The sequence below is a fragment of the Paenibacillus sp. J31TS4 genome (assembly GCF_018403265.1).
Taxonomy (GTDB): domain Bacteria; phylum Bacillota; class Bacilli; order Paenibacillales; family NBRC-103111; genus J31TS4.
Genome location: NZ_BOSI01000001.1, coordinates 1,688,467 through 1,711,735 on the forward strand (window position 1 = coordinate 1,688,467; position 23,269 = coordinate 1,711,735).

A 23,269-nucleotide genomic window follows, 5' to 3' on the forward strand; every position below is an offset into this window, starting at 1 on the left:
GCTTTAATGGATCGGATCATTTCTCAGCTGATCAAACGATTCAAAACGAACGACCCTTTTACGATTGCACGGGGGCTTAACATCCTTATCCGGTACGCGGATTTTGAGGATGGGACTCGCGGCCTTTACTATCGTGTGCTCCGCCGTCGCTTTATCGTCCTGCATTCCGGGCTGGATGAACACTGGCAACGATTCGTTTGTGCGCACGAACTTGGCCACGACAGGCTCCATCCCGGATACAGTCGATTCTGGCTGGATGAAAATTCCCTCTCCAATCCCGGAAAGTATGAGCGTCAAGCTAACCGGTTCGCCATTCAGCTGCTGACAGCTGGCGATACCGCGGGTAGCGGTGAGGCGGTTTGCGAGCTGCTGCGTCGTAACGGTGTGCCTGAGGAAATGCGTTCATACTACTACTGATCGTCCGCTTGAAAGGCGGTACGGTTCTTTGCCGCACCCTTTTAACCAAACACAAGTTCGCTTGGGAGGAGATTTATATGGCTTTTTACCGCAAACGCGGAGAGAAGTGGGAGTATAGGATCAGTTATGTAGATCGACAAACCGGTAAGCAAAAGGAAAAAACTAAAGGGGGGTTCCGGACTAAGAAGGAGGCGCAGCTGGCAGCAGTTGAGGAAGAATCGAAGATTAACCATTTCGGTTTTGGAGAAAACGGGAGCGAAACGGTTGCAAAGTATTTTGAGGACTGGCTAGAGGTTTATAAAAGACCGAACGTAAAACCGATCACTTATAGTGTGCAGGAAAGAAATGTCCGATTGAACATAATTCCCAGATGGGGAAACTATCGATTGAAAGATTTAACACGAACGGAATACCAAAAGTGGATCAATGAGCTGCGTGACCATTACAGCGAGGGCACTGTCCGTCGTATTCACAGTATCTTCTCCACTGCCATAAATGACGCCGTACACGAGTTTAAAATACTTCGAGAGAATCCGATCCAGAAGATCAAAATCCCTAAAGAAATCAACAAAGATGCCAAAGTGCAGTACTTCAACCGCGATCAGTTGGCTCTCTTTTTAGAAAATTGCAAGCCGGTGAAGAATGCAAAATATCAAGCATCTATGCAATACCTAGCTCTGTTCACTTTACTTGCCCGAACCGGTCTCCGGATCGGCGAGGCTTTGCCACTTACATGGAGCGATATTGATTTGGAAGCAAAGACGCTAACCGTTAATAAGACGTTAGTCTATCCGCTTAATTCTGAACCGTATCTGTCCACTCCAAAATCAAAGACTAGCGGCCGAACGATAAAACTGGATGATGCGACCGTCGCCGTGATGCGAAAGCATCGAACAAATCGTAAAGAGGTTGTTCTCCGGTACGAAAATTATAAATCTCCAGAGGACAACCTGGTTTTCTTCCAGCAAGACGGTAGATGGCTTCGTACAAATGTTGTCCGTGAATACTTCAAAGAAGTCTGTAAGCGAGCTAACCTTCCGGTATTATCCCCGCATGCCCTCCGGCATACCCACGCAGTTCATCTCCTCGAGGCTGGTGCAAATATAAAATACGTGTCCGAGCGACTTGGCCACGCAAGCGTGAAAGTCACAGCGGACACGTATCTACATGTTACGAAAAAGATTGAAGATGATGCGCTCGCCCTTTACGAGCGATACATCGAGAAATAACTGACCGGACAAAAACCGGACAAACCACTCTGAGAAACCCGATAACCCTCGATATTACAGGGTTAACCGATACTTCCTTCCATCTCGAACTTGATGAGACGGTTCATCTCGACGGCGTATTCCATCGGCAGCTCCTTCGTGAACGGCTCGATGAAGCCCATAACGATCATCTGGGTCGCTTCGGCTTCGGTCAGGCCGCGGCTCATCAGGTAGAAGAGCTGGTCCTCGGACACTTTGGAAACCGTTGCTTCGTGCTCCAGCGTAATGTTGTCGTTCATGATTTCGTTGTACGGAATCGTGTCCGACGTGGATTGCTTATCCATGATCAGCGTATCGCACTTGATGTTGGACTTGGAGCCCTCGGAGTTGCGTCCGAAGGAAGCGAGCCCGCGGTAGGTCACCTTGCCGCCGTGCTTGCTGATCGACTTGGAAACGATCGTGGACGTCGTATCCGGCGCCAGGTGGAGCATCTTGGCACCCGCGTCCTGGTGCTGGCCTTTGCCGGCAACCGCGATGGACAGCACGGAGCCTTTGGCCCCGCGGCCTTTCAGGACAACGGCCGGATACTTCATCGTCAGCTTGGAGCCGATGTTGCCGTCGACCCATTCCATGGTCGCGTTCTCTTCGGCAACCGCGCGCTTGGTGACGAGGTTGTAGATGTTCGGCGCCCAGTTCTGGATCGTCGTGTAGCGGGCGCGGGAGTTTTTGCGGCAGATGATCTCAACGACCGCGCTGTGCAGCGAGTTGGTGCTGTAGATCGGCGCGGTGCAGCCTTCGACGTAGTGCACGAAGCTGTCTTCGTCGGTAATGATGAGCGTGCGCTCGAACTGCCCCATGTTCTCGGAATTGATCCGGAAGTAGGCCTGCAGCGGAATTTCGCACTTGACACCCTTCGGCACGTAGATGAAGCTGCCGCCGGACCATACGGCGCTGTTCAGCGCGGCGAACTTGTTGTCGGACGGCGGAACGACCGTGCCGAAGTATTCGCGGAACAGCTCCGGATACTCACGTAGTGCGGTGTCCGTATCGGTGAAGATAACGCCCTGGTCCTCGAGGTCCTTTTGCATGCTGTGGTAGACAACTTCGGATTCATACTGGGCCGAGACGCCGGCGAGGAACTTCTGCTCGGCTTCCGGAATGCCCAACTTGTCGAACGTTTCCTTGATTTCGGCCGGCACCTCTTCCCATGTCTTGCCCTGCTTCTCGGAAGGCTTGACATAGTACTGGATGTCGTTGAAATCCAGATCGTCCAGATTGCCGCCCCAGCGGGGCATCGGCATCTTAAAGAATTGCTCCAGCGACTTCAGCCGGAATTCCAGCATCCATTCCGGCTCGCCCTTCATGCGCGAAATTTCGGTGACGATTTCGCGGTTCAGGCCCTTACCGGATTGGAAGATGGCTTTGTGCTCGTCGCGAAACCCATATTTATACTCTTCCATCTCTGGCATTTGCTTAGCCATCGGGATCCCTCCTTGGGTTCAAACCCTGCTTTCCTGCCTCTCCGGCGGCCACGTAGGCAGCCGGGCGGCGGAGTTATTGCTTCGCTTGCTCGATTCCTTTGCGCATCGCATTCCACGCGAGCGTGGCGCATTTGATGCGGGCCGGGAATTTATTGACGCCCGAGAGCGCCTCGATATCCTCGTATTCGAATTCGACGTTGTTGCCCTGCATCAGCTGGGAGAAGTTCTCCGCCAGCTGAAGCGCTTCTTCCAGCGTCTTGCCCTTCACGGCGTCGGTCATCATGGACGCGGAAGACATGCTGATCGAGCAGCCTTCCCCGGTATACCGGGCATCCTGAACGACTCCGTCTTCGACCTTCATTTGCAGGGAGATTTTGTCGCCGCAGGTCGGGTTGTTGAGGTCGATGGTGAAACCGCCGTCCTCGAACTGTCCCCGGTTCCGCGGATTCTTGTAGTGATCCATGATGACTCTGCGGTACAAATCATCCAATTGCATGGTCAAAGAACTCCTTTGTTTGGTTTAGGGCGCTGACCAGGCGGTCGATCTCGTCTTCGGTATTGTATAGATAAAAGCTGGCCCGTGCCGTTGACGACGCCTTCAGCCACCGCATCAGCGGCTGGCAGCAGTGGTGGCCGGCCCGGATCGCGATGCCCTTGGTATCGAGCACGGTCGATACGTCGTGGGCGTGAATGTCGCCGAGGTTGAAGGTAACGAGGCCGGCCCGGTGCTCGCGGGGCCCGTAGATGACGAGATCCTCGATCTCCGACATCCGGTCCATCGCGTAAGCGGTCAGCCGGTGCTCGTGCTCCGCGATCGCATCCATCCCGATCTCGCTCAGAAAGTCGATGGCCGCCCCGAGGCCCACGGCGCCGGCGATAATAGGAGTGCCGCCCTCGAACCGCCAAGGAAGCTCTTTCCAGGTTGATTCGTGCAGGTCGACATGGTCGATCATCTCGCCGCCGAATTCGACCGGCTCCATCTTCTCAAGCAGCTCTTTCTTGCCGTACAGCGCCCCAATTCCGGTCGGTGCGCACATTTTGTGGCCGGAGAAGGCGTAGAAATCGCAGTCCAGATCCTGCACGTCAACCTTCATATGCGGCGTGCTCTGCGCTCCATCGACGACCATAACCGCTCCGTTCCGGTGCGCGATGGCCGCCAATTCCTTGATCGGGTTGATGACGCCGAGCACGTTCGACACGTAAGTGGCGGAGACGATCTTCGTATTGCTCGTAATCGTCGCTTCGGCGTCCTCCAGCGTCATCGTCCCGTCCGGCTGAAGCGGAATATACTTGAGCGTGGCACCGGTCACGCGGGCTACCTGCTGCCACGGAATGAGATTGCTGTGATGCTCCATCGGGGTGATGACAATCTCGTCGCCTTCGCGGCAGACGGCCCGCGCGTAGCTGGCCGCCACCAGATTGAGTGCCGTCGTCGTCCCGCGGGTGAAAATGATCTCCTCCGGGTGACGGGCGTTCAGGAAGCCGCGGACCTTGTCGCGTGCTCCCTCGTAAGCGTCCGTAGCCCGCGAGCCCAGCGTGTGAACACCGCGGTGGACGTTGGCGTTATCCATCTCGTAATAGCGTTTCACCGCTTCTAGCACCTGGACCGGCTTCTGGGAAGTGGCCGCGCTGTCCAGGTAGACGAGCGGATGGCCGTTGATCTCCTGATTCAGTACAGGGAAGTACTCACGGATTCCGGACAGGTTCATTGCCCCAGCTTCCTTTCGACGACCCGCTGCAGCCGGCTCTCCAGCTCCTCGATCGGGATCTCCGATACGACCGGCGCCAGGAACCCGTAGATGATCAGCTTCTGGGCCTGCTCCTTCGAGATGCCGCGGGACATAAGGTAGTAGATATGCTCCGGGTTCACCTGGCCGACGCTCGCCGCGTGGCCGGCCTTGACGTCGTCCTCGTCGATCAGCAGGATCGGGTTCGCGTCGCCGCGGGCTTTGCGGTTCAGCATGAGCACGCGCTCGGTCTGCTGGCCGTTCGCGCCCGTGGCGCCCTTCTCGATCTTGGTGATGCCGTTGATGATCGCCGTCGCTTCGTCACGCATAACCGCACGGGTGATCATATCGCTATTCGAGTTTTTGCCGAAATGGATCGCGCGGGTCGTCAGGTTGAGCTTCTGGGCTTCGGTACCGACGCAGATGACCTTGGCGTCGGAGTTGGAGCCGTCGCCCTTCAGCACCGACGTCGTATCGGAGACGCCGTTGCCGTTGTTCATCTCGCCAACCACCCACTCAATGACGCCGTCCTTCTCGACGATCGCCCGGCGGTACGAGATGTCGGTCACCTGGTCGCCCATGTTGTGGACGGACGAGTAGCTGACCTTGGCCGACGAATGGACGAAGACTTCGACCATTCCGTTCGCGAGCAGCTCGCCTGTTCCGTCCGCGGAGAGATGGTTGTCGGTGTAGGTCACCGAGCTGCCTTCCTCGGCTACGATCAGAACGTGCGTGGAGAGGGCGGCGCCCTGTTCGTCGGCGACGAACAATGCCTGGATCGGAGCTTCGACAACTACGCCGCGCGGCACGTACAGGAACGCGCCCGCGTTCCAGGCGGCTGCGTGCAGTGCAGTAAGACGGTGCTCGCCCGCTTCGATCGCCTTGGTGAAGTACTTCTGCACCAGATCTCCGTGCTTCTCCAGCGCGGTGTGCAGATCGGTGAAAATAACGCCTTGGGACGCGGCCGCGCCGGACAGCTGCGCGAAGACGATTCCCGAGCTGAGCTGCACGAGGACGTTGTCCCGGTTGTTCTCGCCCAGATACGCCCGGGCGCTCTCCGGCAGCGCGTCGACCGATTCGGCCGGCTTGGCTTCCGTATAAGTACCGACGGAACCGAGGTTCCACCGGTCGATTCTTGTTTTCTCTAATTTAGGCAACTCCAACGTACCGGCCAGCTCCAACGCCTCCAAGCGAAGGTTCAGCATCCATTCCGGCTCTCTCCGGCTCTGGGAAAGCCCGGTGATGGATTCTCGGTTCATCGGAAGAAAGGTTTCAGTGCTCATTCTCTCTATTCCTCCCAGCAACTTGCAGCGGCAAGTCTTTCTTCAATGCGATTCACGAATCCTGTCTGAACGGTTCGGCAAGCGGCGATTGCTTAAGCCTCTTGCTCTTGTCCTACCGTTTCGTCCTCGATGCCGAGTTCTTCCTTGATCCAATCGTAGCCATCCTTCTCGAGGCGCTCCGCAAGCTCCGGACCGCCGGACTTGACGATGCGGCCCTGCATCATGACATGGACGAAGTCAGGGGTGACGTAGTTCAGCAAGCGCTGGTAGTGAGTAATGATCAGGAAGCCTCTCTCCTCGTTGCGCAGCGCGTTCACGCCATTGGCGACGATGCGGAGGGCGTCGATGTCGAGGCCGGAGTCGATCTCGTCGAGAATGACGAGACGGGGCTCGATCATCATCATCTGCAGAATTTCGTTGCGCTTCTTCTCCCCGCCGGAGAAGCCTTCGTTCAGGTAGCGGTGAGCGAACTCTGGGTTCATCTCGAGATCCTTCATCTTGCCTTCCATTTGGCGGATGAATTTAATAAGGGAGATCTCGTTGCCTTCGCCGCGACGGGCGTTGATCGCACTGCGCAGGAAGTCGGAGTTGGTTACCCCGGCAATTTCACTCGGATACTGCATGGCCAGGAACATGCCGGCGCGAGCTCTCTCGTCGACTGCCATCTCCAGCACGTCTTCCCCGTCCAGCGTTACGCTGCCCTCGGTTACCTCGAATTTCGGATGGCCCATCAGAGTGGAAGCCAGCGTACTCTTCCCCGTTCCGTTCGGTCCCATGATGGCGTGCACTTCGCCGCCCTTGATTTCCAGGCTGAGACCCTTCAGAATCTCTTTGTTCTCGATCGTTGCCTTCAGACCGTCTATCGTGAAATGTAGCGCGTTTGCCATACTGACCATTACCTCCAACTATAATTAAATTCAGTCTTACCTGAGAATCATTCTAATTGATTATCAGTGATTCTCAATTGTATATTATTTTTCATTATAGCTCAACCGGGGGCATCAAGAAAGGGGCCCTGCTCTAATTTTTCCCCTTGTCCGCCGGAATCTCTGCCGGCGAGGCCGCCTGTGCCGCGACCCGGTCTTCGGTTAACCCGCAAGCGGGCCGTGCTGCCGGACGCTACCGTCCCAGCAGCCTTCGAACCTCCGCGGCTTGCTCGGCGAACGCCTCGCCGCTCAGCACCGGCTCGGCCGGCACGCCGTCCGGCGCATCTGCGCCCAGCTCGATCCAGGATTTGCAGCCGCCGTAGGCGGCGCGAACAGGCACTTTCCTCGCCTCCTTCAGGCGGTGCACCCGGACCAGCAGCAGATGAAGCGGCTTGGCCGGCTTCCAGCGGAACCGCTGCAGAGCGTAATCGCCCGTAAACATATGCAGAGCGGACAGCCGCTGGAGCTCCGCAGGATCATGGAGCTCCAGCTCCTCGGCCGCCTCCGCGAAGGCCGACACGGTGACAAAGTCCGGTTCCGGCCTCCATTCTTCTATCGTTTCATCCACATGGGGGCGATATACGTCCTTCAGCCACTCTTTTTTCTGATGCTCGTAGGTGGGGTAGAGATAGAAGGAGCGGCTGCGGAGCCGGAAGTCTCTCGTCTCCTCGGCGATTCCGCCCTTGCGCAGCAGCATGATCTGGCCGCCGGTTTCCAGCACCCGAATGACGGACGCCCATTCCTTCAATGCAACGCGGCTTCGTTCGATCGACGATTCCCCCTTCCCCGGGCGATGGCGCCCGTCCATATTGACTCTATCATACCACTCCCGCCTCAACAGTTCATCCCATTCGGCGGCTTCTTCGATTATGTGCATAACAAAGCTCCCGCCCGGGGGGCGGGAGCGAATCGTCGACGTCGCTTCCTTCATCTATAAACAGGCAGCCGGACCGCCAGCGCGTATGCTTCGGCGTTGGCCTGCTCCCATTCCCACATAGCCTGATAAACCGGATCCGTATAGGCCGACGCCAGCGCGGCTCTGCCGTATGCCAGCTCCTCCGGCACCGGCTGGCACGCGTACCAGCCCAAGACGCCCCATAAGAGAGCGATGAGTCCCCCCATCACCTTCATCCCGGCACCTCCTTCACTTGCTGTCATTGTGGCATAGAAATGTTCTCTAAATGTTTACCCACAATGAAGAGTTTATGAAGCACCGGGCAGCGCCGGGGCCGGCTAGCCGTCCAGACCCGCGACGGGGACATGCTGCCGGCCCCGCCTTTCTTTGACCAGCACGACCGTCATCAGGCAGACGGACAGTACGATAAGCGCGCTCGGAATGTAAAAAATGCGGGGCGTCAGCCCCTCAATCAGGAGCGGCAGCCCGTATCCGATCAGCGTCGCCGTCTGGGAAATGAAGACGTAGAGGCTTGCTCCGAAGCCGGTTCGGAGAAGGAACATCCGCTGCACATAGCCCATGCCGACCGCGTACAGGACGGAGACGAAGCCCGAATAGAGCGGCTGCACCAGGAAAAAGGCGGGCAGGGAGCTGCTGAAGGCATACGTCAAATACGTGATGAGCGCTAGCAAACTGCTCAGCAGGATGACCGGCTTGCTGCCGTACTTGGCCGCCCAGTAGCCCGCCACCGTCATGAACAGCAGCTCGAAGATTGCCTGCACGCTCCAGATATACGGCATCAGCCGGGGGCTGCCGAACGTCTCGTTCACGACAAGCGGCAGATAAAGGCCCCGGATCGCGTCCGCGCAGGACAGGATCAGAAGGGCGATGAGCATGAGAAGCGAGAACGGCTCGCCTCCCTTGGCGGCCGCCGGAGCCGCCTCCGCCGAGATCTCCCGATAGACAAGCAGCAGGACAAAGAGCAGCGCATACCCGGCCACATTGCCCCAGAGCACACCCTGGAAGGTGGCGAGCAGGTAAAGATTGGCGCCAAGCAAGAGGCCGGTGAAGAAGCCGATGCTGAGCGTCGTGCGCAGCCAGATCTGGGCTATCTCCACGATTTCCGGCGCGCGCTTGGCGAAGTGGTTGCGCCCCATGGCGAACAGCTGGCCTGTAATCATCCCCGAAGGGACGGACGCAAGCAGCATCCCTCCGAGCGCGGAGCCGTACGAATCGGCCCGCATGTAGACCAAAATACCGATCAGGCAGAGCAGCGAAGCCGCGACCGGAATGGGCTTGCGCCGCCGGATGCGGTCGCTGACGAGACCAACGCTGATGGTGACGATCATATTAAGCAGCAGCGTAATGGCGAAGATGCTCGTTACCTCGCCCTTGGACAGACCAATGCTGTCTTTGAGGTAGACGGCGTTCATCGGTGCGAGAATGCCGGTGCCGATGCCGTAGCCGAACATGGCGGCGATCAGCACGCGGGAGCCTTTGATGGAGGCGAACGCCTTCAAGTCGTTTACAATACGCATGGGTCAGCTCCTTTGTCGCCTCCTCCCGGCGGGAGGCGGCAGTTCGGGTGAAGCCGGGGAGCCGCAGCCGGAACACCGGACGGCTCCCCGGCCGGATGGCTTTCATAATAGCCTCATCCAGCAGTCGAATGATGCCAAAACCGTCACGCCGTCGGCCAAATTTTAACGAAATGGATAGCGGGGAGACACCCGGTATTCCCCTCTTCTCTACTTTCGTTTATACTAATCCGTAAAGAGAGAGCGTACGGAAGACGAATAAACCCGAGTAAACTTCCACAGATGGTCGGAATTAATGGATTCAACCCGCCGGCCCCGCTCGACAAGTCCAGCCATCAGGAGGAACGCCCATGTCCCAATACCATGCCCTAACATTAGAAGAAGCCGTCGCTTATGCCCGCGAGCTGCCGAATCTGTTCGCTCCGGACGCCGAGCTGTCCGTGCGCGAAATCGGCGACGGCAACCTGAACCTAGTCTTTCATATTCAAGACGCGACGAGCCAGAAGAGCATAATCATGAAACAGGCGGTCCCCTATGCCAAGGTGGTCGGCGAATCGTGGCCGCTGTCGCTCGAGCGGGCCCGCATCGAGAGCGAAGCGCTGCAGCTGCATGAATCGCTCTGCCCAGGCCTCGTGCCGCATGTGTTTGCCTATGACCACGACCTCGCGCTGACGGTCATGGAGGATCTAAGCGATCACGTCATCATGCGCCGCGGCCTGAGCGAGGGCAACCGGTACCCGTTGTTCGCGGGACATATCGGCGAATTCCTCGCCCGCACGCTGTTCTTTACGTCCGATCTTGGCATGGACCAGCAGCAGAAGAAGGAGAACGTCCGCAGGTTCATCAATCCGGACCTGTGCAAAATCACGGAGGATCTGATCTTCGACGATCCGTATACCGATTCGCCCAACAACTCGTATAACCCGCTCATCGAAGACGCGGCGGAATCGCTGCGCACGGATACCGCCCTTCACCTCGAGGTCGCTCTCCTGCGGGAAGCATTCCTTACGCATGCGGAGTCACTTCTGCACGGCGATCTGCATACCGGCAGCATCTTCGTCACCGAAGAGTCGACGAAGGTAATCGATCCCGAGTTCGCCTACTACGGACCGATGGGCTTCGATATCGGCGCGGTCCTCGCCAATCTGCTGCTGAATCTGGCCGCCCAGACCGGCCGTATGCCGGACGAAGCGGCACGCGTGGATTTTCAGCGTTACTTGCTGGGCACCGTCCGCGACGTTTGGGACGTCTTCGAGACCACATTCACGAAGCTGTGGGAAGAACACTGCGTCGACCGGATCGCCCGCACTCCCGGATACCGTGAGGTCTATCTGAAGAAGGTGCTGCGCGACACGGCCGGCTTCACGGGCGCCAAGATGGTGCGCCGAATCGTCGGCCTCGCCCACGTCTCGGATATCGAAGGGATCGAGGATCCCGAAGTCCGGGCGCGCGCCGAGCGGCTGGCACTCGCGATCGGCCGGGCGCTCATTCTGAAGGGCCGCCAAGTGGAATCCATCGAAGAGATCATCGCCACGGCCGAGCAAGCGGCCGGGCTCGCCTAAGGAAGGAGCGGCATCCATGAACCGACAGACAGACAACGCCGGCGCCAAGCCGGAAGCACTCGTCTCCCTGCGCTGGAACAGCGATCATCTCGAGCTGCTGGACCAGCGCCAGCTTCCCGAGGAGATCGTCTACCTCCCGCTCCGTACCGCGGAGTCGGTGTGGGAGGCGATTCGCAGTCTCGCCGTGCGCGGCGCGCCGGCGATCGGCATCGCGGCCGCCTACGGCGTCTGCCTCGGCATCCAGGCGGACGAGCCTGCCGGCTCCCCGGCGGAGCAGCTGGCCGCCCTGCAGCGGCGCGCCGAGGAGGTGGCGGATTATCTCGCCACGTCGCGTCCGACGGCCGTCAACCTGTTCTGGGCGCTCGACCGGATGAAGCGGCGCGCCGCTTCTCTCGCCTCGACGGGGCCGGACGGTCTGACCGTCCAAGGCATGAAGGAAGCCCTCCTCGAGGAGGCGATCCAAATCCAGGCGGAGGACGAGGAGACGAACCGGCTGATCGGCGAGCATGCGCTCACGCTTCTGCAGGATGGTACCGGGGTTCTCACCCACTGCAACGCGGGGGGACTCGCGACCGCTCGCTACGGCACCGCGCTCGCTCCCCTCTATCTCGCCAAGGAGAAGGGCTGGGACATCAAAGTGTTTGCCGATGAAACCCGCCCCGTGCTTCAGGGCGCCCGCTTGACCGCGTTCGAGCTTCAGCAGGCGGGCGTCGACGTCACGCTCATCTGCGACAATATGGCCGGCATGGTGATGCGCAAGGGCTGGGTGCAGGCGGTCATCGTCGGCACCGACCGGGTGGCGGCCAACGGCGACGTCGCGAACAAGATCGGCACCTACAGCGTAGCGGTGCTTGCCAAGGCGCACGGCATCCCGTTTTATGTCGCCTGCCCGATGTCCACGATCGACCTGAAGACGCCGACGGGCGACGACATCCCGATCGAGGAACGCCATGAGGATGAGGTAACGACCGGCTTCGGCAAGCGGACGGCGCCGCAGGGCGTCAAGGTGTACAACCCCGCCTTCGACATTACGCCGCATGAATACGTCACTGCCATCATCACCGAGAAGGGCATCGTGCGCGAGCCGTTCCCTGAGGGGCTCGCCCGTCTGTTCGAAGAGTAGCTTGACCCGTTTTTTTGCCTCTGTCTGCACTAGCAGGCAGGGGCTTTTTGGCTTGTCTACCTCCCAATCTTCCAATTTTGTGGTAGATTTTTTAACCGGTTCTAGTATACTAATGAGGAATTTCCATTACGTGAACAAAGGCGTGACTCCGCTGCTGAAAGACCTTCTCCTCAATGGCTCCGTTCTGCTAGCTTTTCTGTTCGTGGGCAACTGGCTGATGACCTTGCCCCGCCTGGCGGCGCTCTATCGCCCTCGCCCCCGCCTGACTCCCTTGCTCGTCGGATTGCTCGGCGGCGCGCTCGGCATGCTGCTGATGAGCGTAACCATCCACCTGCCACCCAACGTGCTGATCGACCTGCGTAACCTCGGCGTCGTGCTGGCCGCACTCTACGGCGGCCTTCCGGCCTCGGTCCTCGCCGCTTCTCTCATTGGCGCCACGCGCGTCCTGCTCGTCGGAGAGTGGAACGGGGCGACGGCGGCCGCTCTCTCTTCGCTGCTGGCCACCGCTGCGGGATGCGGGCTGCTCGTCCGGCTTCCGGGATGGCTGCTGCTCCGCTGGACGCTGCTAACCGGCTGGAGCCTCGCAGTTTCCTCGACCTTTCTGACCTATCTGCTGTACGGCGGCCCCTACCTAGGCTCTGTGCTGGTCTCCTACACGATCGTGTTTACGGTGATCTCCTATTTGGCGTTCCAATGTCTAGAATACATGAAGCGGAGCCATCTGCTGTTCGAGCGGTACAAGGCCGAGGCGGGCACCGACTTTTTGACCGGACTTGCGAACGTCCGCCGCTTCGATGCTCTCGTCCCCGAGCTGCTGGCGGCTTCCCGGCTGCATGGCGAGCCGCTGTCGCTTATCGCCGTCGATATCGACCATTTCAAGCGGGTGAACGATACGTACGGCCATCCGGCCGGTGATCAGATTCTGCAAATTCTCGCCGGTCTGCTCAAGAATGCGAGCCGCTCCTACGATATCGTCACCCGCAACGGGGGTGAGGAGTTCTCGCTGCTGCTGCCGGATTGCCAGCAGGATAAGGCCGGGGAGATCGCCGATCGGCTGCGGCAGACGGTGGAGCGGCACGCGTTCCGCCTGGCCGACGGGCAGATGCTGCACATTACCGTTTCGCTCGGCATCGCCTCGGACGACGGGCTGGCGAATGCGGCCGAGCTGGTAAGGCGCGCGGACGATGCGCTCTACGAGGCCAAAAAAACCGGCCGCAACCGCGCCTGCCAGCACAACGCAAACACCCTGAGCTTGTCCAAGTAAGGAAAGCTCAGGGTATTTGTGTGGATGCGTGCAGCCGCCAAGCGGTCAGAGCTTCGCGCCGACGGCTTCGAGCCAGGCACGGGCGATGAGCGCATGTCCGGCCGGCGACGGATGCACGCCGTCATGCGCCCAGCGGGCCGGCTCCATGCGGGCCGAGGCCTGGGCGAACAGCCCATCGAGCGGAACGAGCTTCGCGCCGTACTCGCGGGCGAGCTCGCGGACGACGTGGATTTTGGGATCGAGGTCAACCCGCCATTCCTTGCGGTCCTCCGGCACAGGCAGAACGAACGGCTCGATCAAAACCAGCTTGGGGTCGAGCTCGCGCTTCGTCGTCTCCAGCAGGTCGCGGTATCCCGCCTCGAACTGCTCAACCGACGTTGGGTCGTTGCGGTCGTATCTCCGCCAGCAGTCGTTCACGCCTATGTAGATGGAAACCAGCGTCGGCTTCAGGTCCAGGCAGTCCTGCTGCCAGCGGGCCTGCAAATCCTTCACCCGGTTGCCGCTGATTCCCCGGTTGTAGAAGGTAACCCCCATCTCGGGGTATAAAGACGCGAACAGCCCTGCCGCCATCAGCGCATACCCTTTGCCGAGATCACCCGCTGCCTCGCGGTTGCGGCCCGCGTCCGTGATGCTGTCGCCCTGGAACAGAACGACTTCCCGATCTGCAATCAACAATCTGTATCCATCCTTTCTCTACCAGATTGTTCTAGTATGCCATAGGTCAGCGACCGTGAACAGCCGCAAGTACCGGCAGCGGCCGCCCCGCCCTTAATGAATTTCTCCGCACACGAGCCGGGCTCCCGAATCGCCGGACGGGTCGGTCTTGTAGTCGTCAGGCGCCTCGTGCAGTACCATGGCCGTGCCGCCTTCCTTGCGGAGGGAATTCGGCTTGCCCTTCTCCAGCGTAACGTCCTTCGTGAGGATCTCCACCTTGAGCGTGCCGTCCTGCGCGACCTCGACGTTCGGAAAATCCCCTGCATGGTGGCCGTCCGGATTTTCGTGCCCGTGCTTCTTTCCATCCGGATTATAATGGTCGCCCGCCGATTTGAAATCCGGCCCTTGGCAGCTGCCGGTCGTATGCAGGTGGAAGCCGTGCTTGCCCGGCGGCAGACCCGCTGCATCAATCGTCAGCTTGACGCCCTTGTCCGATTCGCTGAGCTTTGCCGTGCCCACCTTTTGCCCTTGCGTGTTGTGCAAATCAACCGACATCGAGTCGTTGCCGCTGCATTGGGTAAGAGACAGCGCCAGAAACACGGACAGCACCCCTACCCGCAGCCGATTGCTCATGCTCATCTCCTCCTTGTCCAAGAATAGGGTCACACACCTCCTTACACGTTTCCGAGCCGGGCCAACCGAATATTTGATCCTTGAGCAGGAAATTGCTACCAGCGGCATCGTCTGGGCGTCCTATCCTTGGGCTCCTTCCGGGTCGCAGGACCCTGACACGCCGGCTCGCCCGGCATGGATCGGAGCCACGTAGCGGGGTGGTGCGGAGAGCCGCTTGAGGCATGGGCGAGGCAGAGAGCCGGAGCGGTCCGCAGCTGGGGCGAGCCAGCGCTGTGAGCAGGCAGAAGGCGCGTGATGAGAGCCGGCGGAGACACGGGCGATCCAGAGTGCCATTAGCGGTCGGCGGCGCGGGCGGGCAGAGCCGCGGGCGGGGCAGAAGGCGCGTGATGAGAGCAGGCGAAATAGTGCTCGTCGCGTTCAGCCGTATGTGCGGGCCTGAGCCGTGAGCGGAACGGGTGCGGCTTTCTTTTCACCGGAAGTACCCTTTCAAGCAGGAGAATCTCTACCGTCTTCCCCTTGTCTGCGCCTGCCCTTATACTGGAAGCTAACAGCCGTCGGAAGAGGTCGGTCAGCCGCTCGGCCTACCCTATGATCTGCAAGTCCCCGGCCAGCTGACGGCGAGCGCGTCCTGCCGGCATCCGGGTTACCACGAACCCGCACGGATGCGCGTCATGGTTCGAGGAACCGGACTGCAGGGAGATAGACAAGGCTCAGGCTAAGGCGAGGAACGGCCACAGGAGGAATGGATGATGGAGTTGAAGACGCTTATACAGGGAGTCGACCAAATAACCGCCCGCTATTGCGAGACGCACGGCATCGCGAGGACGGGAGACTGGTACTTGCTCAAGATTCAGGAGGAACTCGGCGAGCTGACGCAAAGCTATCTGGAGCTGAGCAAGCAGAGCCGGAGCCGCGACAAAAGCCCGCAGCAGCTGCAAAAGGAGTTCCGGGACGAGCTGGCCGATGTGGTGGGTCTGCTGCTGTCCATGGCCTCTTATCATGGCATGGACCTCGAACGGGCACTGCAGGACAAATGGCTGTGCCGGCTGGAACAGGCAGCCGCTTCGAAGGAAGCTGGCTCCGGAGATGAGGCCTCCGCCGCCGTCGCCGGTAGCACGGAGGCGGAGGCCGCACGAGGCAGCCGCTGAGCGAAAAGGCGCAGCTCGGCTGCATCCCGAGCCGCTCCGCCGCACCGCGCAAACCCGCGCACGAAGCGCAGCACGAAAAAGCGAGAAGGCCCGGCCGGCCTCCTCGCTTCTTCGTGCCTCTGGCTTCGTGCGGCATTGCCGCCTTCGGCTATTGCGGCTCTCCCGCTCCGTACTTGATCCGGAGCGCGGCCGCCGCTTCCGCAGCCAGCCGGCGCGCTTCCTCTACGGTGTCCGCCGTCGAGAGCGCGACGGCCATCCGCCGCCCCGGCTTCGTCTCGGGCTTGCCGAAGACGCGCACCTGGGTATGCGGAAGCGCCAGTGCCTGCTCAAGGCCGCCGATGCGGAACTCCCGGCTGTCCCGGTCGGCCTTGCACGTATGCGTCGCCGCCGGCGTCAGCAGCCGGATCGTCGGCACCGGGAAGCCGAGAATCGCGCGGACGTGCAGCGCGAATTCGGACAGGTCCTGGCTCGCCATCGTCACCATGCCGGTATCGTGCGGCCGCGGGGACACTTCGCTGAAGATGACGCGATCTCCGGCCAGGAACAGCTCGACGCCGTACAGCCCGTAGCCGCCCAGCTCGTCCGTCACCGTCTTCGCGATCCGCTTGGCCTCCTCGAGCTGCCCCTCGGTGATCGGATGCGGCTGCCACGACTCGATGTAGTCGCCGTCCTTTTGCACATGGCCGATTGGCTCGCAATAGGCGGTGCCCGAAACCGAGCGGACGGTTAGCAGCGTAATCTCGGAGTCGAAGCGGATGAATTCCTCGACGATGACGCGCGTCTTCTTGGCCCGGCCGCCCTCCATCGCGAGCGTCCAGCAGGTTTCGATGTCCGCTTCCTCCCGGCAGACGCTCTGTCCCTTGCCTGAGGAGCTCATGATCGGCTTGATGACGCACGGCAGGCCGATCGCGAGAACCGCCTCCTTCAGCTCCTCCAGACTGTCCGCGAACGCATAGCGCGCCGTCGGCAGCCCCAGCGTCTCGGCGGCCAGCCGGCTGCCTTCCCGGTCCATCGTCAGCCGGGAAGCGCGGGCGGTCGGAACGACGCAGAAGCCTTCCTGTTCGAGCTCGATCAGCTCCTCGGTGGCGATCGCCTCGATCTCGGGCACGATCCAGTCGGGCCGCTCCCGCTCGATGACTTCCCGCAGCCGCGCCCGGTCGAGCATCGGGATGACATAAGACCGGTGCGCCACCTGCATGGCCGGCGCATGCTCGTACCGGTCCACTGCGACCGTTTCCACGCCCAGCCGCTGCGCCTCGAGGATGACTTCCTTGCCGAGCTCGCCGGAGCCGAGCAGCAGCATTTTTTTCGCTTGCGAAGATAAAGGTGCTCCGTACATTCCATCGCCCTCCGTTGTTCTTAACCTGGATGCTTGTCCACGAATTCTGGTTCTCCTCTATCTTAGGGGATGCTCCCCCACGGAGCAAGATCGGATAAGCTCCGACGGCTGGTCCGTTCACACGTCCTCCGGGCGATCGTCCGCTCGGAACCCACCATACATGTCAAGGAGCTGATTGTATGACCATTGCCATCGAACCGATCTCCCTGCCGGACCAGCTGGAGCCCCTCATCCGGGAAAGCGTCCGGGAAGGCTACCGCTTCGTCCAAAGGCTCGCCGACGAATATTCCTCCGGCGCGAACCGGTTCGACCGGCCAGGCGAACGACTCGCGGTGGCCCGCATCGGAAGTGAGCTCATCGGCATCTGCGGCTTGAACGAGGATCCTTATTTGGGAGATCCGGCGTTCGTTCGGCTGCGCCATCTCTATGTCTCCGCCGACTGGCGCCGGCAAGGGGTCGCCCGCCGGCTGGTTGAATTTGTGCTTGAGGAGGCGAGATGGGAAGGGAAAACGGTCGTTCTGCGCACCGACAACCCCGAGGCGGACCGGTTTTACCGCAAGCTCGGCTTTGCGGCGGGGAACCGGTTCGCGCATGCGACGCATTACCTGCTCCCCGATACCCGCGTGCAGAAATAGCCGAGAGATGGGCTTCCCCATCTCCCGGCGTGTAAACCCGGAACCGGCTGCCCCGGGCGGGACTTCCCGGTATGCTGACACGCGTCTCGTAAGCCCACCGTAATCGCCTGCGGCAGGCGCCGCGGGGTCACTTCCACGACGCTGCAGGATCCCTTTCACGATAGACGAACACGCTACGGGGTCACTTCCACCACATACGACACGATGATCATTTCGCCCTTCCGCTGGAACTGGCCCCAGATTTTATAGAGCCCCGGCTTCGGAAAGGTGACGTGGAACATGGCATCCGGTCCTTTGGCCTTCTCGTCGGCCGGGTGCGAGTGCAGATACTGCTCCGTGTCCTCGCTCAGCACGACCACGTGCCCGACTGCGCCGAGATACGGCTGAAGATCGGTGATCGGCTTGCCGCTGTCCTTGTCCCGGAAGCCAAAATTGAGCATCGTCATCGCGCCGGCCTGCAGCCGGTCGATCGACAGCGTCACCCGGGCGGTACCGTCCGTCTTGGTGAAGCTGGTATCGGCCGCCAGCTTCTTGGATGCGTTAGCCAGCGGCGCTCCAGGCAGAGTCACCCCTTCGCTGAGCGTTGTTTGGGCCTGGCGGGACGGGACGAAATCGGCGAACAGCTTGTACTCCCCTCCCGCCGGGAAGGTGCACTGGCCTTCGAACCGGCCGCCCCCTTGGTAGTCCGGATGCAGATGCTCAAAATAGGTCAGGTCCTTGCTGACCACGATCAGGTGCAGCTTCTTTTCGTGATTGATGTCGAATTTCTCGACCGGCTTGCCGGCCTTGTCGGCAATCTGGATCGTAATCGGGCGGACGTGGTCCGCTCCTTCCTCACCGACCGTCCAGGCCGCCTGGTAAGCGGAAGGGTCACCCGGCTCCGCCGAGGTGGAGGCCGAATGGCTGTGTTTATGCGGGGCGGCATGCTGGGGCAGCAGGCCGAATTCGCAGCCGGATACGAGAAGCATCGCGGCGGCGGAGACGGCAACGGCCGCCAGACGGGTACGTGCGATCAAAGGAAGCCCTCCTCTAGAATGGAACACGCCGACGGCTAAGAACGGCATGGTTAACGATAGGGTACCCCGGCATGCTTCTTTTCTTCCCTGGGCAGCAAATAATTAGGAGCCCGGTTTTCGAGAAGGGAGAGCAGGAAAGCCGCCGGGCGGACTGGCTTCTATTTTATCAAATTTTTCCAGCCTTTGGCTGCTCATCCGACATTTTTCCCGCCCCGTCCCTCACAAAAAACCCAAAAAAACGACGCTCCTCCAAAGGAGAAGCGTCGTTTGTGGCACAGCTGAACAGGGAGCCGGTCGGGCGATTGCCAATGGTCATGCGACGCCCCGACGCCCCTGGGTGCTGCCCGGGGCGAAACGCGGCTCCCGGGGCGACCGGGCCGTCGGCGTCAGCCCGGTATCCACGGTCGGGACGACCGGGCAAGCGGTGGCGGCCGTATCCGTGGCCAGCATCAGGTCCCCTTCCGCCCCCCGCTCAGGTCAAAGCGGTCTGCAGCCCGTACCGCGCATCCTCCCAGGCAATCTCCTGGAACGAGCCGGTGCGGGCGGATTCGGTTGCCCGGATGCACATGAGGGCGCTCAGCAATCCCTCGCCCAGCGTCGAGACCGAGCGTCCGGTTCCGCTCATCAGCTCCGTGAAGTTCCGGGCGAGCGCCGCGTCTCCGCCGAAGTGGCCTTCCCCGTGCTCCAGCTCGTACGTCTCGACGCGGGGCGTATGGTGCATGTAGACCTTGATCAGCCCGGTCATGAAGTCGAATTCCAACGTCCCCGCATAGCCGAGGAACCGGGCGCCGCGCGCGCCCGCTTTGCGGCGGGCAAAGAAATTTTGCGAATAGGAGACGTGCATGCCGGACTCGTATTGGATGAGAGCGCTGCCGGAATCCTCGTTCCCCGTATCGACCGCGAAGGCGCAAGCGTCGCCTGCGTGCCGGCCTTTGGCATGGGTGACGACGCTCTCCATGCAGGTGTGTTTCTCGTCGCAGGCGGGACAGGTGAGACCGGCCGGCTTGTCGCCCTTGAAGATCTGCTTCGACGTCATCGCGCAGACGCGTACCGGCTTCAGGCCGAGCACATGGTTGATATAGTCGAAGTCGTGCGTAGCCTTTTGCAGGAACAGCCCGCCGGTCTCCTTCTCGTTGCGGTACCAATTGTGGTAGTACACGCCGCCGTACGGCACGTTGTTGATCGCCTGAACGTGCTCGACCGTGCCGATCTTGCCGGAATCGACGATCTCCTTCACCAGCTTCACGATCGAGGTGACGCGCAGCGGGAACGAGACGACGACGTCCGACTTGCCCTCCTCGTACCCCCGCTTCAGCCGATGCGCCTCCTCGATCGTGATCGAGACGGGCTTTTCCAGGAAGAGCGGAATGCCGGTCGGCAGCACCTTGAGCGCCATTTCCGTATGCAGCGAGCAGCGGGTGCCGATCAGAACCCCTTGCAGGTCAGGATGTTCCAGCAGCTCCTCCGGCGTCGCGTACATCGCGGGCGGCTCAAGGCCCTCGAGGCGAAAGCTCTCCGCAATCTGCTCTCCTTTGGGATCACAGATGGCGGCTATGCGGACAGACGGATCCTGCTTCCGTATTTCCTCAGCCACGTGGCGGATGCGGGCTCCATAGCCGATAATGCCCAAGTTCATCGTTCCTTCTCCTCCCATAATGAACCATCGTATACTTCCGGCCCGCCTGCCCGGCTCGGCCGGCTGTCGAGGACGGCTGACGCTAGGGACAGGACCGACCGTTCTCCTAGTGCCTAACCATGTACCTTGACCCCTTGCTTGTAAACCTGCTCGAGCTGCAGCCGGTCGTCCTGCCACCGGAAGAGCACGACGTCCGCCGGCGCTCCGGCCGCGAGGCCCTCCGCCTGCGGCAGTCCCATGAAGCCGGCGGGGCGGATTGACGCCATCTCCCAAGCCTGCTCGGCGGAACATAAGCCTAAGCGGACAAGATTCTCGATGTTGAACGGGAGCATCTGCGCCGAGCCGGCCAACACTTTGACGTTCTCGGCGGTGTGAAGCCGTCCCTCGGGCGTAAGCACGACCCGCCCCCCGATATGCGTGTCGTAGGTTCCCGGCTCCATCCCGCTCAGGTAGACCGCGTCGCTGACGATCATAAGCTGGTCGGGCTTTGCCTTAAGGAACACCTTCATCACCGATTCCGGCAGATGGAAGCCGTCGGCGATCATGCACGGCCACAGTTCGTCCTGGGCCAGCTGCTCCCAGATGTAGTTGGGGTGGCGCGGAAGCATGAGGAGCGAGCCGTTGCCGAGGTGCGTGGACATCCGCGCGCCGGCGGCCACCGCCGCCCGGATCTGCTCCGGCTCCGCGACCGTATGGCCGATGGAGACGGTAACGCCGCTCGCCGCGCACTTCTCGATGAAGGCCGGGGCGCCGTCCCATTCGGGAGACAGTGTCAGGATACGGATGCGTCCGCCGGCCGCCTCCTGCAGCCGCTGGAACATCTCCCAGTCCGGCGCCTGGACATACCGCTTGTCGTGCGCGCCGCGCGCCCCGTCCACCGGCGAGATGAACGGCCCTTCGACGTGAATGCCCGCGACGCTGGCGGCTGTCAGCGGATCGCCCTCGCATGCCTCGGCGATGGCCCGAACCGACTGCGCGATCGCATCCTCGCTGTTCGTGATGACCGTCGGGTAATACGAGGTCACCCCCTGCGCCCAGAGCAGGCGGGTCACCCGGCGGACCGCCTCCGGATCGACCGGAGGCGTATTGAAGTCGATGCCGGCGTAGCCGTTGATCTGCAGATCGACCAGTCCCGGCGCGATCCAGGGAAGCTCCGACGGATGCTCCCGCGTCTCAACCGCATCGTACAGCGGCGACTTGCCGAGCGGCTCAATCGACCGGATGCCGTCCGGCCCTGCCGTCACCCGGACCGGCAACCCGGTCTGGTAATGCCGCGCCTCCCAGACCTGGGTCTCCCCGCTCATGGCCGGCCTCCGTAAGAGTCCGTGTCCACGTAGAGCGTGCAGTCCGGATGATTCCGCAGAATAGACGCCGGGCATTCGGTCGAGATCGGGCCGTTCAGCGTGGCATCCACCGCCGCTCTCTTGGTCGGCCCGGGTACGACGCAGAACAGATGCCGGCCCGCCATGAGCGCCGGAATCGTCAAGGTCAGCGCATGCGTCGGCACATCGCCGAACGACGGGAAGCAGCCGTCGTTCACCTGCTGCTGCCGGCAGGCGTCGTCAAGCTCCACCGGCTTCACGAGCAGCGGGTCCCCGAAGTCCGCTACCGGCGGATCGTTGAAGGCGATGTGGCCGTTCTCCCCGATGCCGAGGCAGACGATGTCGATCGGCGCTTCCGCGAGCAGCGCCGAATAGCGCGCGCACTCCTCCTCGCTCGGATTCGAGCTCTCGATCAGATGCACCGTCCCCGGCCGCACCACATCGAACAGCCGGTCCTTCAGAAACTGGCTGAACCGCTGGGGAGCCCCCTTCGGCAGCCCTATGTATTCGTCCATATGAAACGCGGTCACCCGCTGCCAGTCGATCCCTTCCTCCTGCGTGAGCGCTTCCAAACATTCGTTTTGCGAAGGCGCCGCCGCGAAGATCATCCTCACCCGTTCCTGGCTCGCCAGCAGCTCCTTGAGCCTGGCCGCAGCCGCTAGTCCGGCAGCGCGTCCCATGTGCCGGCGATTGCCGTAAACCTCGACGCGCAGACGGTCGCGAGCTTCCGTCGCTATCGGTTGCACTTCCGTTGTCATGTCTTCCCCTCCCATTCGTGTAAGAAGCAAGCCTATCCGGCAGTTCGCCTCCATTATGAAACAAATACAGGAGCATGACAACCGGTATGGGACAGGAAAGTACCGAATCACCCTGTCTATAATGGGACGCTATTTACTCACGCTCTTCAATCGATCATCCGTCATCAACCGTTATTCAACCAACGTCGCAACCAATACGACTCCTCTCACGTTAGAGAGGGAGAAGCCTTCGGTTCAGAAAGGAAGGAAGCCATGAAGCGAAGAATCGCTGTCCTGCTCGCCCTGCTGCCCCTGCTGCTGGTCCTGGCCGGGTGCACCGGCAAGCCTCCCGCTCCCGTGCTCAAGATCGGCAAAGAAACGATTCCCTACGAAGAGGGGACCTATAGCTGGCGCTCTCTGAACCGCTCGGTCGTTGCCGACTCCCCGGCTCCTCCCCAGCTGGTCGAACGGAAGAAGCCGAGCAAGGCGGCCCCCGGTTCCGTCCTAAGCATCGTCTACACCGGCAAGCCGGAGCAGATTCAGGTCACGAGATGGAAGCGCGATGCCGATTCTCCCGTGCCGCTCGAGGAGCAGATTCTAGACGGGCATACGTTCCGGCTGCCCGATGAGAAAGGAACCTACGTTTACAGCATCCGCACGGAATGGAAAAAGGGCGGGGGCACGTACGCTTTTGTTATTGAGATTGACTAGCTGCGCCCGACAGAGCT

At 60.9% G+C, this 23,269-nt stretch carries 23 protein-coding genes; 8 read left to right on the forward strand and 15 right to left on the reverse strand.

Going from position 1 to position 23,269, the window contains the following annotated elements; all coding sequences use genetic code 11:
• Positions 1-6: 6 nt before the first annotated feature.
• Both KJS47_RS07890 and KJS47_RS07895 read left to right on the forward strand, forming a co-directional pair.
• Positions 7-417, forward strand: coding sequence for an ImmA/IrrE family metallo-endopeptidase (locus tag KJS47_RS07890; RefSeq protein WP_213524248.1), 411 nt, complete (start codon positions 7-9; stop codon positions 415-417).
• Between the two features lie 77 nt (positions 418-494).
• Positions 495-1,646 carry a site-specific integrase gene (locus KJS47_RS07895; RefSeq protein WP_213524250.1) on the forward strand — a complete coding sequence of 384 codons (1,152 nt, stop codon included), beginning with the start codon at positions 495-497 and terminating at the stop codon, positions 1,644-1,646.
• A 62-nt stretch (positions 1,647-1,708) separates the two neighbouring features.
• Here KJS47_RS07895 and sufB read toward each other — a convergent pair whose 3' ends face one another.
• From sufB to KJS47_RS07935, 8 genes are all read right to left on the reverse strand, one after another.
• A complete protein-coding gene (gene sufB / locus KJS47_RS07900; protein ID WP_213524252.1) occupies positions 1,709-3,106 on the reverse strand; it encodes a Fe-S cluster assembly protein SufB in 1,398 nt (465 codons plus the stop codon).
• Between the two features lie 73 nt (positions 3,107-3,179).
• Positions 3,180-3,602 (reverse strand): Fe-S cluster assembly sulfur transfer protein SufU, encoded by a 423-nt coding sequence (gene sufU / locus KJS47_RS07905; protein WP_213524254.1) that lies wholly within the window; start codon positions 3,600-3,602, stop codon positions 3,180-3,182.
• A complete protein-coding gene (locus tag KJS47_RS07910; RefSeq protein WP_213524256.1) occupies positions 3,589-4,815 on the reverse strand; it encodes a cysteine desulfurase in 1,227 nt (408 codons plus the stop codon). The genes sufU and KJS47_RS07910 overlap by 14 nt, the downstream gene beginning before the upstream one ends.
• Entirely contained in the window at positions 4,812-6,116 is a 1,305-nt protein-coding gene (gene sufD / locus KJS47_RS07915) for a Fe-S cluster assembly protein SufD (RefSeq protein ID WP_213524258.1), read from the reverse strand. Before sufD ends, KJS47_RS07910 begins: the two co-directional genes overlap by 4 nt.
• A 92-nt stretch (positions 6,117-6,208) precedes the next feature.
• The gene (gene sufC / locus KJS47_RS07920; RefSeq protein ID WP_213524260.1) at positions 6,209-7,003 is read right to left on the reverse strand and encodes a Fe-S cluster assembly ATPase SufC; all 795 of its coding nucleotides are present in this window, start codon (positions 7,001-7,003) and stop codon (positions 6,209-6,211) included.
• 232 nt (positions 7,004-7,235) lie between these two features.
• Positions 7,236-7,919, reverse strand: a complete 684-nt coding sequence (locus KJS47_RS07925) for a DUF1802 family protein (RefSeq protein ID WP_249716167.1) — start codon at positions 7,917-7,919, stop codon at positions 7,236-7,238.
• A gap of 50 nt (positions 7,920-7,969) precedes the next feature.
• Entirely contained in the window at positions 7,970-8,173 is a 204-nt protein-coding gene (locus KJS47_RS07930; protein ID WP_213524261.1) for a hypothetical protein, read from the reverse strand.
• A gap of 102 nt (positions 8,174-8,275) precedes the next feature.
• On the reverse strand, positions 8,276-9,475 hold the full coding sequence (locus tag KJS47_RS07935) for an MFS transporter (protein ID WP_213524263.1): 1,200 nt from the start codon (positions 9,473-9,475) through the stop codon (positions 8,276-8,278).
• A gap of 347 nt (positions 9,476-9,822) precedes the next feature.
• Between KJS47_RS07935 and mtnK the strand changes: the two genes are divergently transcribed.
• The 3 genes from mtnK (at position 9,823) to KJS47_RS07950 (ending at position 13,421) form a co-directional block, all read left to right on the forward strand.
• Positions 9,823-11,034 (forward strand): S-methyl-5-thioribose kinase, encoded by a 1,212-nt coding sequence (gene mtnK, locus KJS47_RS07940; protein ID WP_213524265.1) that lies wholly within the window; start codon positions 9,823-9,825, stop codon positions 11,032-11,034.
• Between the two features lie 16 nt (positions 11,035-11,050).
• The gene (mtnA, locus tag KJS47_RS07945; RefSeq protein ID WP_213524267.1) at positions 11,051-12,157 is read left to right on the forward strand and encodes an S-methyl-5-thioribose-1-phosphate isomerase; all 1,107 of its coding nucleotides are present in this window, start codon (positions 11,051-11,053) and stop codon (positions 12,155-12,157) included.
• Between the two features lie 130 nt (positions 12,158-12,287).
• Entirely contained in the window at positions 12,288-13,421 is a 1,134-nt protein-coding gene (locus KJS47_RS07950) for a GGDEF domain-containing protein (RefSeq protein ID WP_213524269.1), read from the forward strand.
• A gap of 45 nt (positions 13,422-13,466) precedes the next feature.
• On the opposite strand, the gene KJS47_RS07955 is transcribed toward KJS47_RS07950, so the two are convergent.
• Positions 13,467-14,096 (reverse strand): SGNH/GDSL hydrolase family protein, encoded by a 630-nt coding sequence (locus KJS47_RS07955; RefSeq protein WP_213524271.1) that lies wholly within the window; start codon positions 14,094-14,096, stop codon positions 13,467-13,469.
• A 93-nt stretch (positions 14,097-14,189) separates the two neighbouring features.
• Positions 14,190-14,708 carry a superoxide dismutase family protein gene (locus KJS47_RS07960; RefSeq protein WP_213524273.1) on the reverse strand — a complete coding sequence of 173 codons (519 nt, stop codon included), beginning with the start codon at positions 14,706-14,708 and terminating at the stop codon, positions 14,190-14,192.
• Between the two features lie 746 nt (positions 14,709-15,454).
• Between KJS47_RS07960 and KJS47_RS07965 the strand changes: the two genes are divergently transcribed.
• Positions 15,455-15,856, forward strand: a complete 402-nt coding sequence (locus KJS47_RS07965) for a nucleoside triphosphate pyrophosphohydrolase family protein (RefSeq protein ID WP_213524275.1) — start codon at positions 15,455-15,457, stop codon at positions 15,854-15,856.
• 148 nt (positions 15,857-16,004) lie between these two features.
• On the opposite strand, the gene purT is transcribed toward KJS47_RS07965, so the two are convergent.
• The gene (purT, locus tag KJS47_RS07970; protein WP_213524277.1) at positions 16,005-17,195 is read right to left on the reverse strand and encodes a phosphoribosylglycinamide formyltransferase 2; all 1,191 of its coding nucleotides are present in this window, start codon (positions 17,193-17,195) and stop codon (positions 16,005-16,007) included.
• Between the two features lie 179 nt (positions 17,196-17,374).
• Between purT and KJS47_RS07975 the strand changes: the two genes are divergently transcribed.
• On the forward strand, positions 17,375-17,830 hold the full coding sequence (locus tag KJS47_RS07975) for a GNAT family N-acetyltransferase (protein ID WP_213524279.1): 456 nt from the start codon (positions 17,375-17,377) through the stop codon (positions 17,828-17,830).
• A gap of 173 nt (positions 17,831-18,003) precedes the next feature.
• On the opposite strand, the gene KJS47_RS07980 is transcribed toward KJS47_RS07975, so the two are convergent.
• From KJS47_RS07980 to KJS47_RS07995, 4 genes are all read right to left on the reverse strand, one after another.
• Complete coding sequence (locus KJS47_RS07980) at positions 18,004-18,846, reverse strand: hypothetical protein (protein ID WP_249716168.1); 843 nt, start codon at positions 18,844-18,846, stop codon at positions 18,004-18,006.
• Positions 18,847-19,318: 472 nt separating this feature from the next.
• Positions 19,319-20,482: a Gfo/Idh/MocA family protein gene (locus KJS47_RS07985; protein ID WP_213524281.1), complete on the reverse strand. Its 1,164-nt coding sequence runs from the start codon at positions 20,480-20,482 to the stop codon at positions 19,319-19,321.
• Between the two features lie 113 nt (positions 20,483-20,595).
• Entirely contained in the window at positions 20,596-21,786 is a 1,191-nt protein-coding gene (locus KJS47_RS07990; protein WP_213524283.1) for an N-acetylglucosamine-6-phosphate deacetylase, read from the reverse strand.
• A complete protein-coding gene (locus tag KJS47_RS07995) occupies positions 21,783-22,562 on the reverse strand; it encodes a glucosamine-6-phosphate deaminase (RefSeq protein ID WP_213524285.1) in 780 nt (259 codons plus the stop codon). The genes KJS47_RS07990 and KJS47_RS07995 overlap by 4 nt, the downstream gene beginning before the upstream one ends.
• A 252-nt stretch (positions 22,563-22,814) precedes the next feature.
• On the opposite strand from KJS47_RS07995, the gene KJS47_RS08000 reads away from it, so the two are divergent.
• The gene (locus KJS47_RS08000) at positions 22,815-23,252 is read left to right on the forward strand and encodes a hypothetical protein (RefSeq protein ID WP_213524287.1); all 438 of its coding nucleotides are present in this window, start codon (positions 22,815-22,817) and stop codon (positions 23,250-23,252) included.
• Positions 23,253-23,269: the final 17 nt, after the last annotated feature.

Excerpts from the sequence above, each read along its gene's own strand:
- KJS47_RS07890 (WP_213524248.1), top strand. The coding sequence starts at position 7 with ATGGATCGGATCATTTCTCAGCTGATCAAACGATTCAAAACGAACGAC.
- KJS47_RS07895 (WP_213524250.1), top strand. The coding sequence starts at position 495 with ATGGCTTTTTACCGCAAACGCGGAGAGAAGTGGGAGTATAGGATCAGT.
- sufB (WP_213524252.1), bottom strand. The coding sequence starts at position 3,106 with ATGGCTAAGCAAATGCCAGAGATGGAAGAGTATAAATATGGGTTTCGC.
- sufU (WP_213524254.1), bottom strand. The coding sequence starts at position 3,602 with ATGCAATTGGATGATTTGTACCGCAGAGTCATCATGGATCACTACAAG.
- KJS47_RS07910 (WP_213524256.1), bottom strand. The coding sequence starts at position 4,815 with ATGAACCTGTCCGGAATCCGTGAGTACTTCCCTGTACTGAATCAGGAG.
- sufD (WP_213524258.1), bottom strand. The coding sequence starts at position 6,116 with ATGAGCACTGAAACCTTTCTTCCGATGAACCGAGAATCCATCACCGGG.
- sufC (WP_213524260.1), bottom strand. The coding sequence starts at position 7,003 with ATGGCAAACGCGCTACATTTCACGATAGACGGTCTGAAGGCAACGATC.
- KJS47_RS07925 (WP_249716167.1), bottom strand. The coding sequence starts at position 7,919 with ATGCACATAATCGAAGAAGCCGCCGAATGGGATGAACTGTTGAGGCGG.
- KJS47_RS07930 (WP_213524261.1), bottom strand. The coding sequence starts at position 8,173 with ATGAAGGTGATGGGGGGACTCATCGCTCTCTTATGGGGCGTCTTGGGC.
- KJS47_RS07935 (WP_213524263.1), bottom strand. The coding sequence starts at position 9,475 with ATGCGTATTGTAAACGACTTGAAGGCGTTCGCCTCCATCAAAGGCTCC.
- mtnK (WP_213524265.1), top strand. The coding sequence starts at position 9,823 with ATGTCCCAATACCATGCCCTAACATTAGAAGAAGCCGTCGCTTATGCC.
- mtnA (WP_213524267.1), top strand. The coding sequence starts at position 11,051 with ATGAACCGACAGACAGACAACGCCGGCGCCAAGCCGGAAGCACTCGTC.
- KJS47_RS07960 (WP_213524273.1), bottom strand. The coding sequence starts at position 14,708 with ATGAGCAATCGGCTGCGGGTAGGGGTGCTGTCCGTGTTTCTGGCGCTG.
- KJS47_RS07965 (WP_213524275.1), top strand. The coding sequence starts at position 15,455 with ATGATGGAGTTGAAGACGCTTATACAGGGAGTCGACCAAATAACCGCC.
- purT (WP_213524277.1), bottom strand. The coding sequence starts at position 17,195 with ATGTACGGAGCACCTTTATCTTCGCAAGCGAAAAAAATGCTGCTGCTC.
- KJS47_RS07975 (WP_213524279.1), top strand. The coding sequence starts at position 17,375 with ATGACCATTGCCATCGAACCGATCTCCCTGCCGGACCAGCTGGAGCCC.
- KJS47_RS07985 (WP_213524281.1), bottom strand. The coding sequence starts at position 20,482 with ATGAACTTGGGCATTATCGGCTATGGAGCCCGCATCCGCCACGTGGCT.
- KJS47_RS07990 (WP_213524283.1), bottom strand. The coding sequence starts at position 21,786 with ATGAGCGGGGAGACCCAGGTCTGGGAGGCGCGGCATTACCAGACCGGG.
- KJS47_RS07995 (WP_213524285.1), bottom strand. The coding sequence starts at position 22,562 with ATGACAACGGAAGTGCAACCGATAGCGACGGAAGCTCGCGACCGTCTG.
- KJS47_RS08000 (WP_213524287.1), top strand. The coding sequence starts at position 22,815 with ATGAAGCGAAGAATCGCTGTCCTGCTCGCCCTGCTGCCCCTGCTGCTG.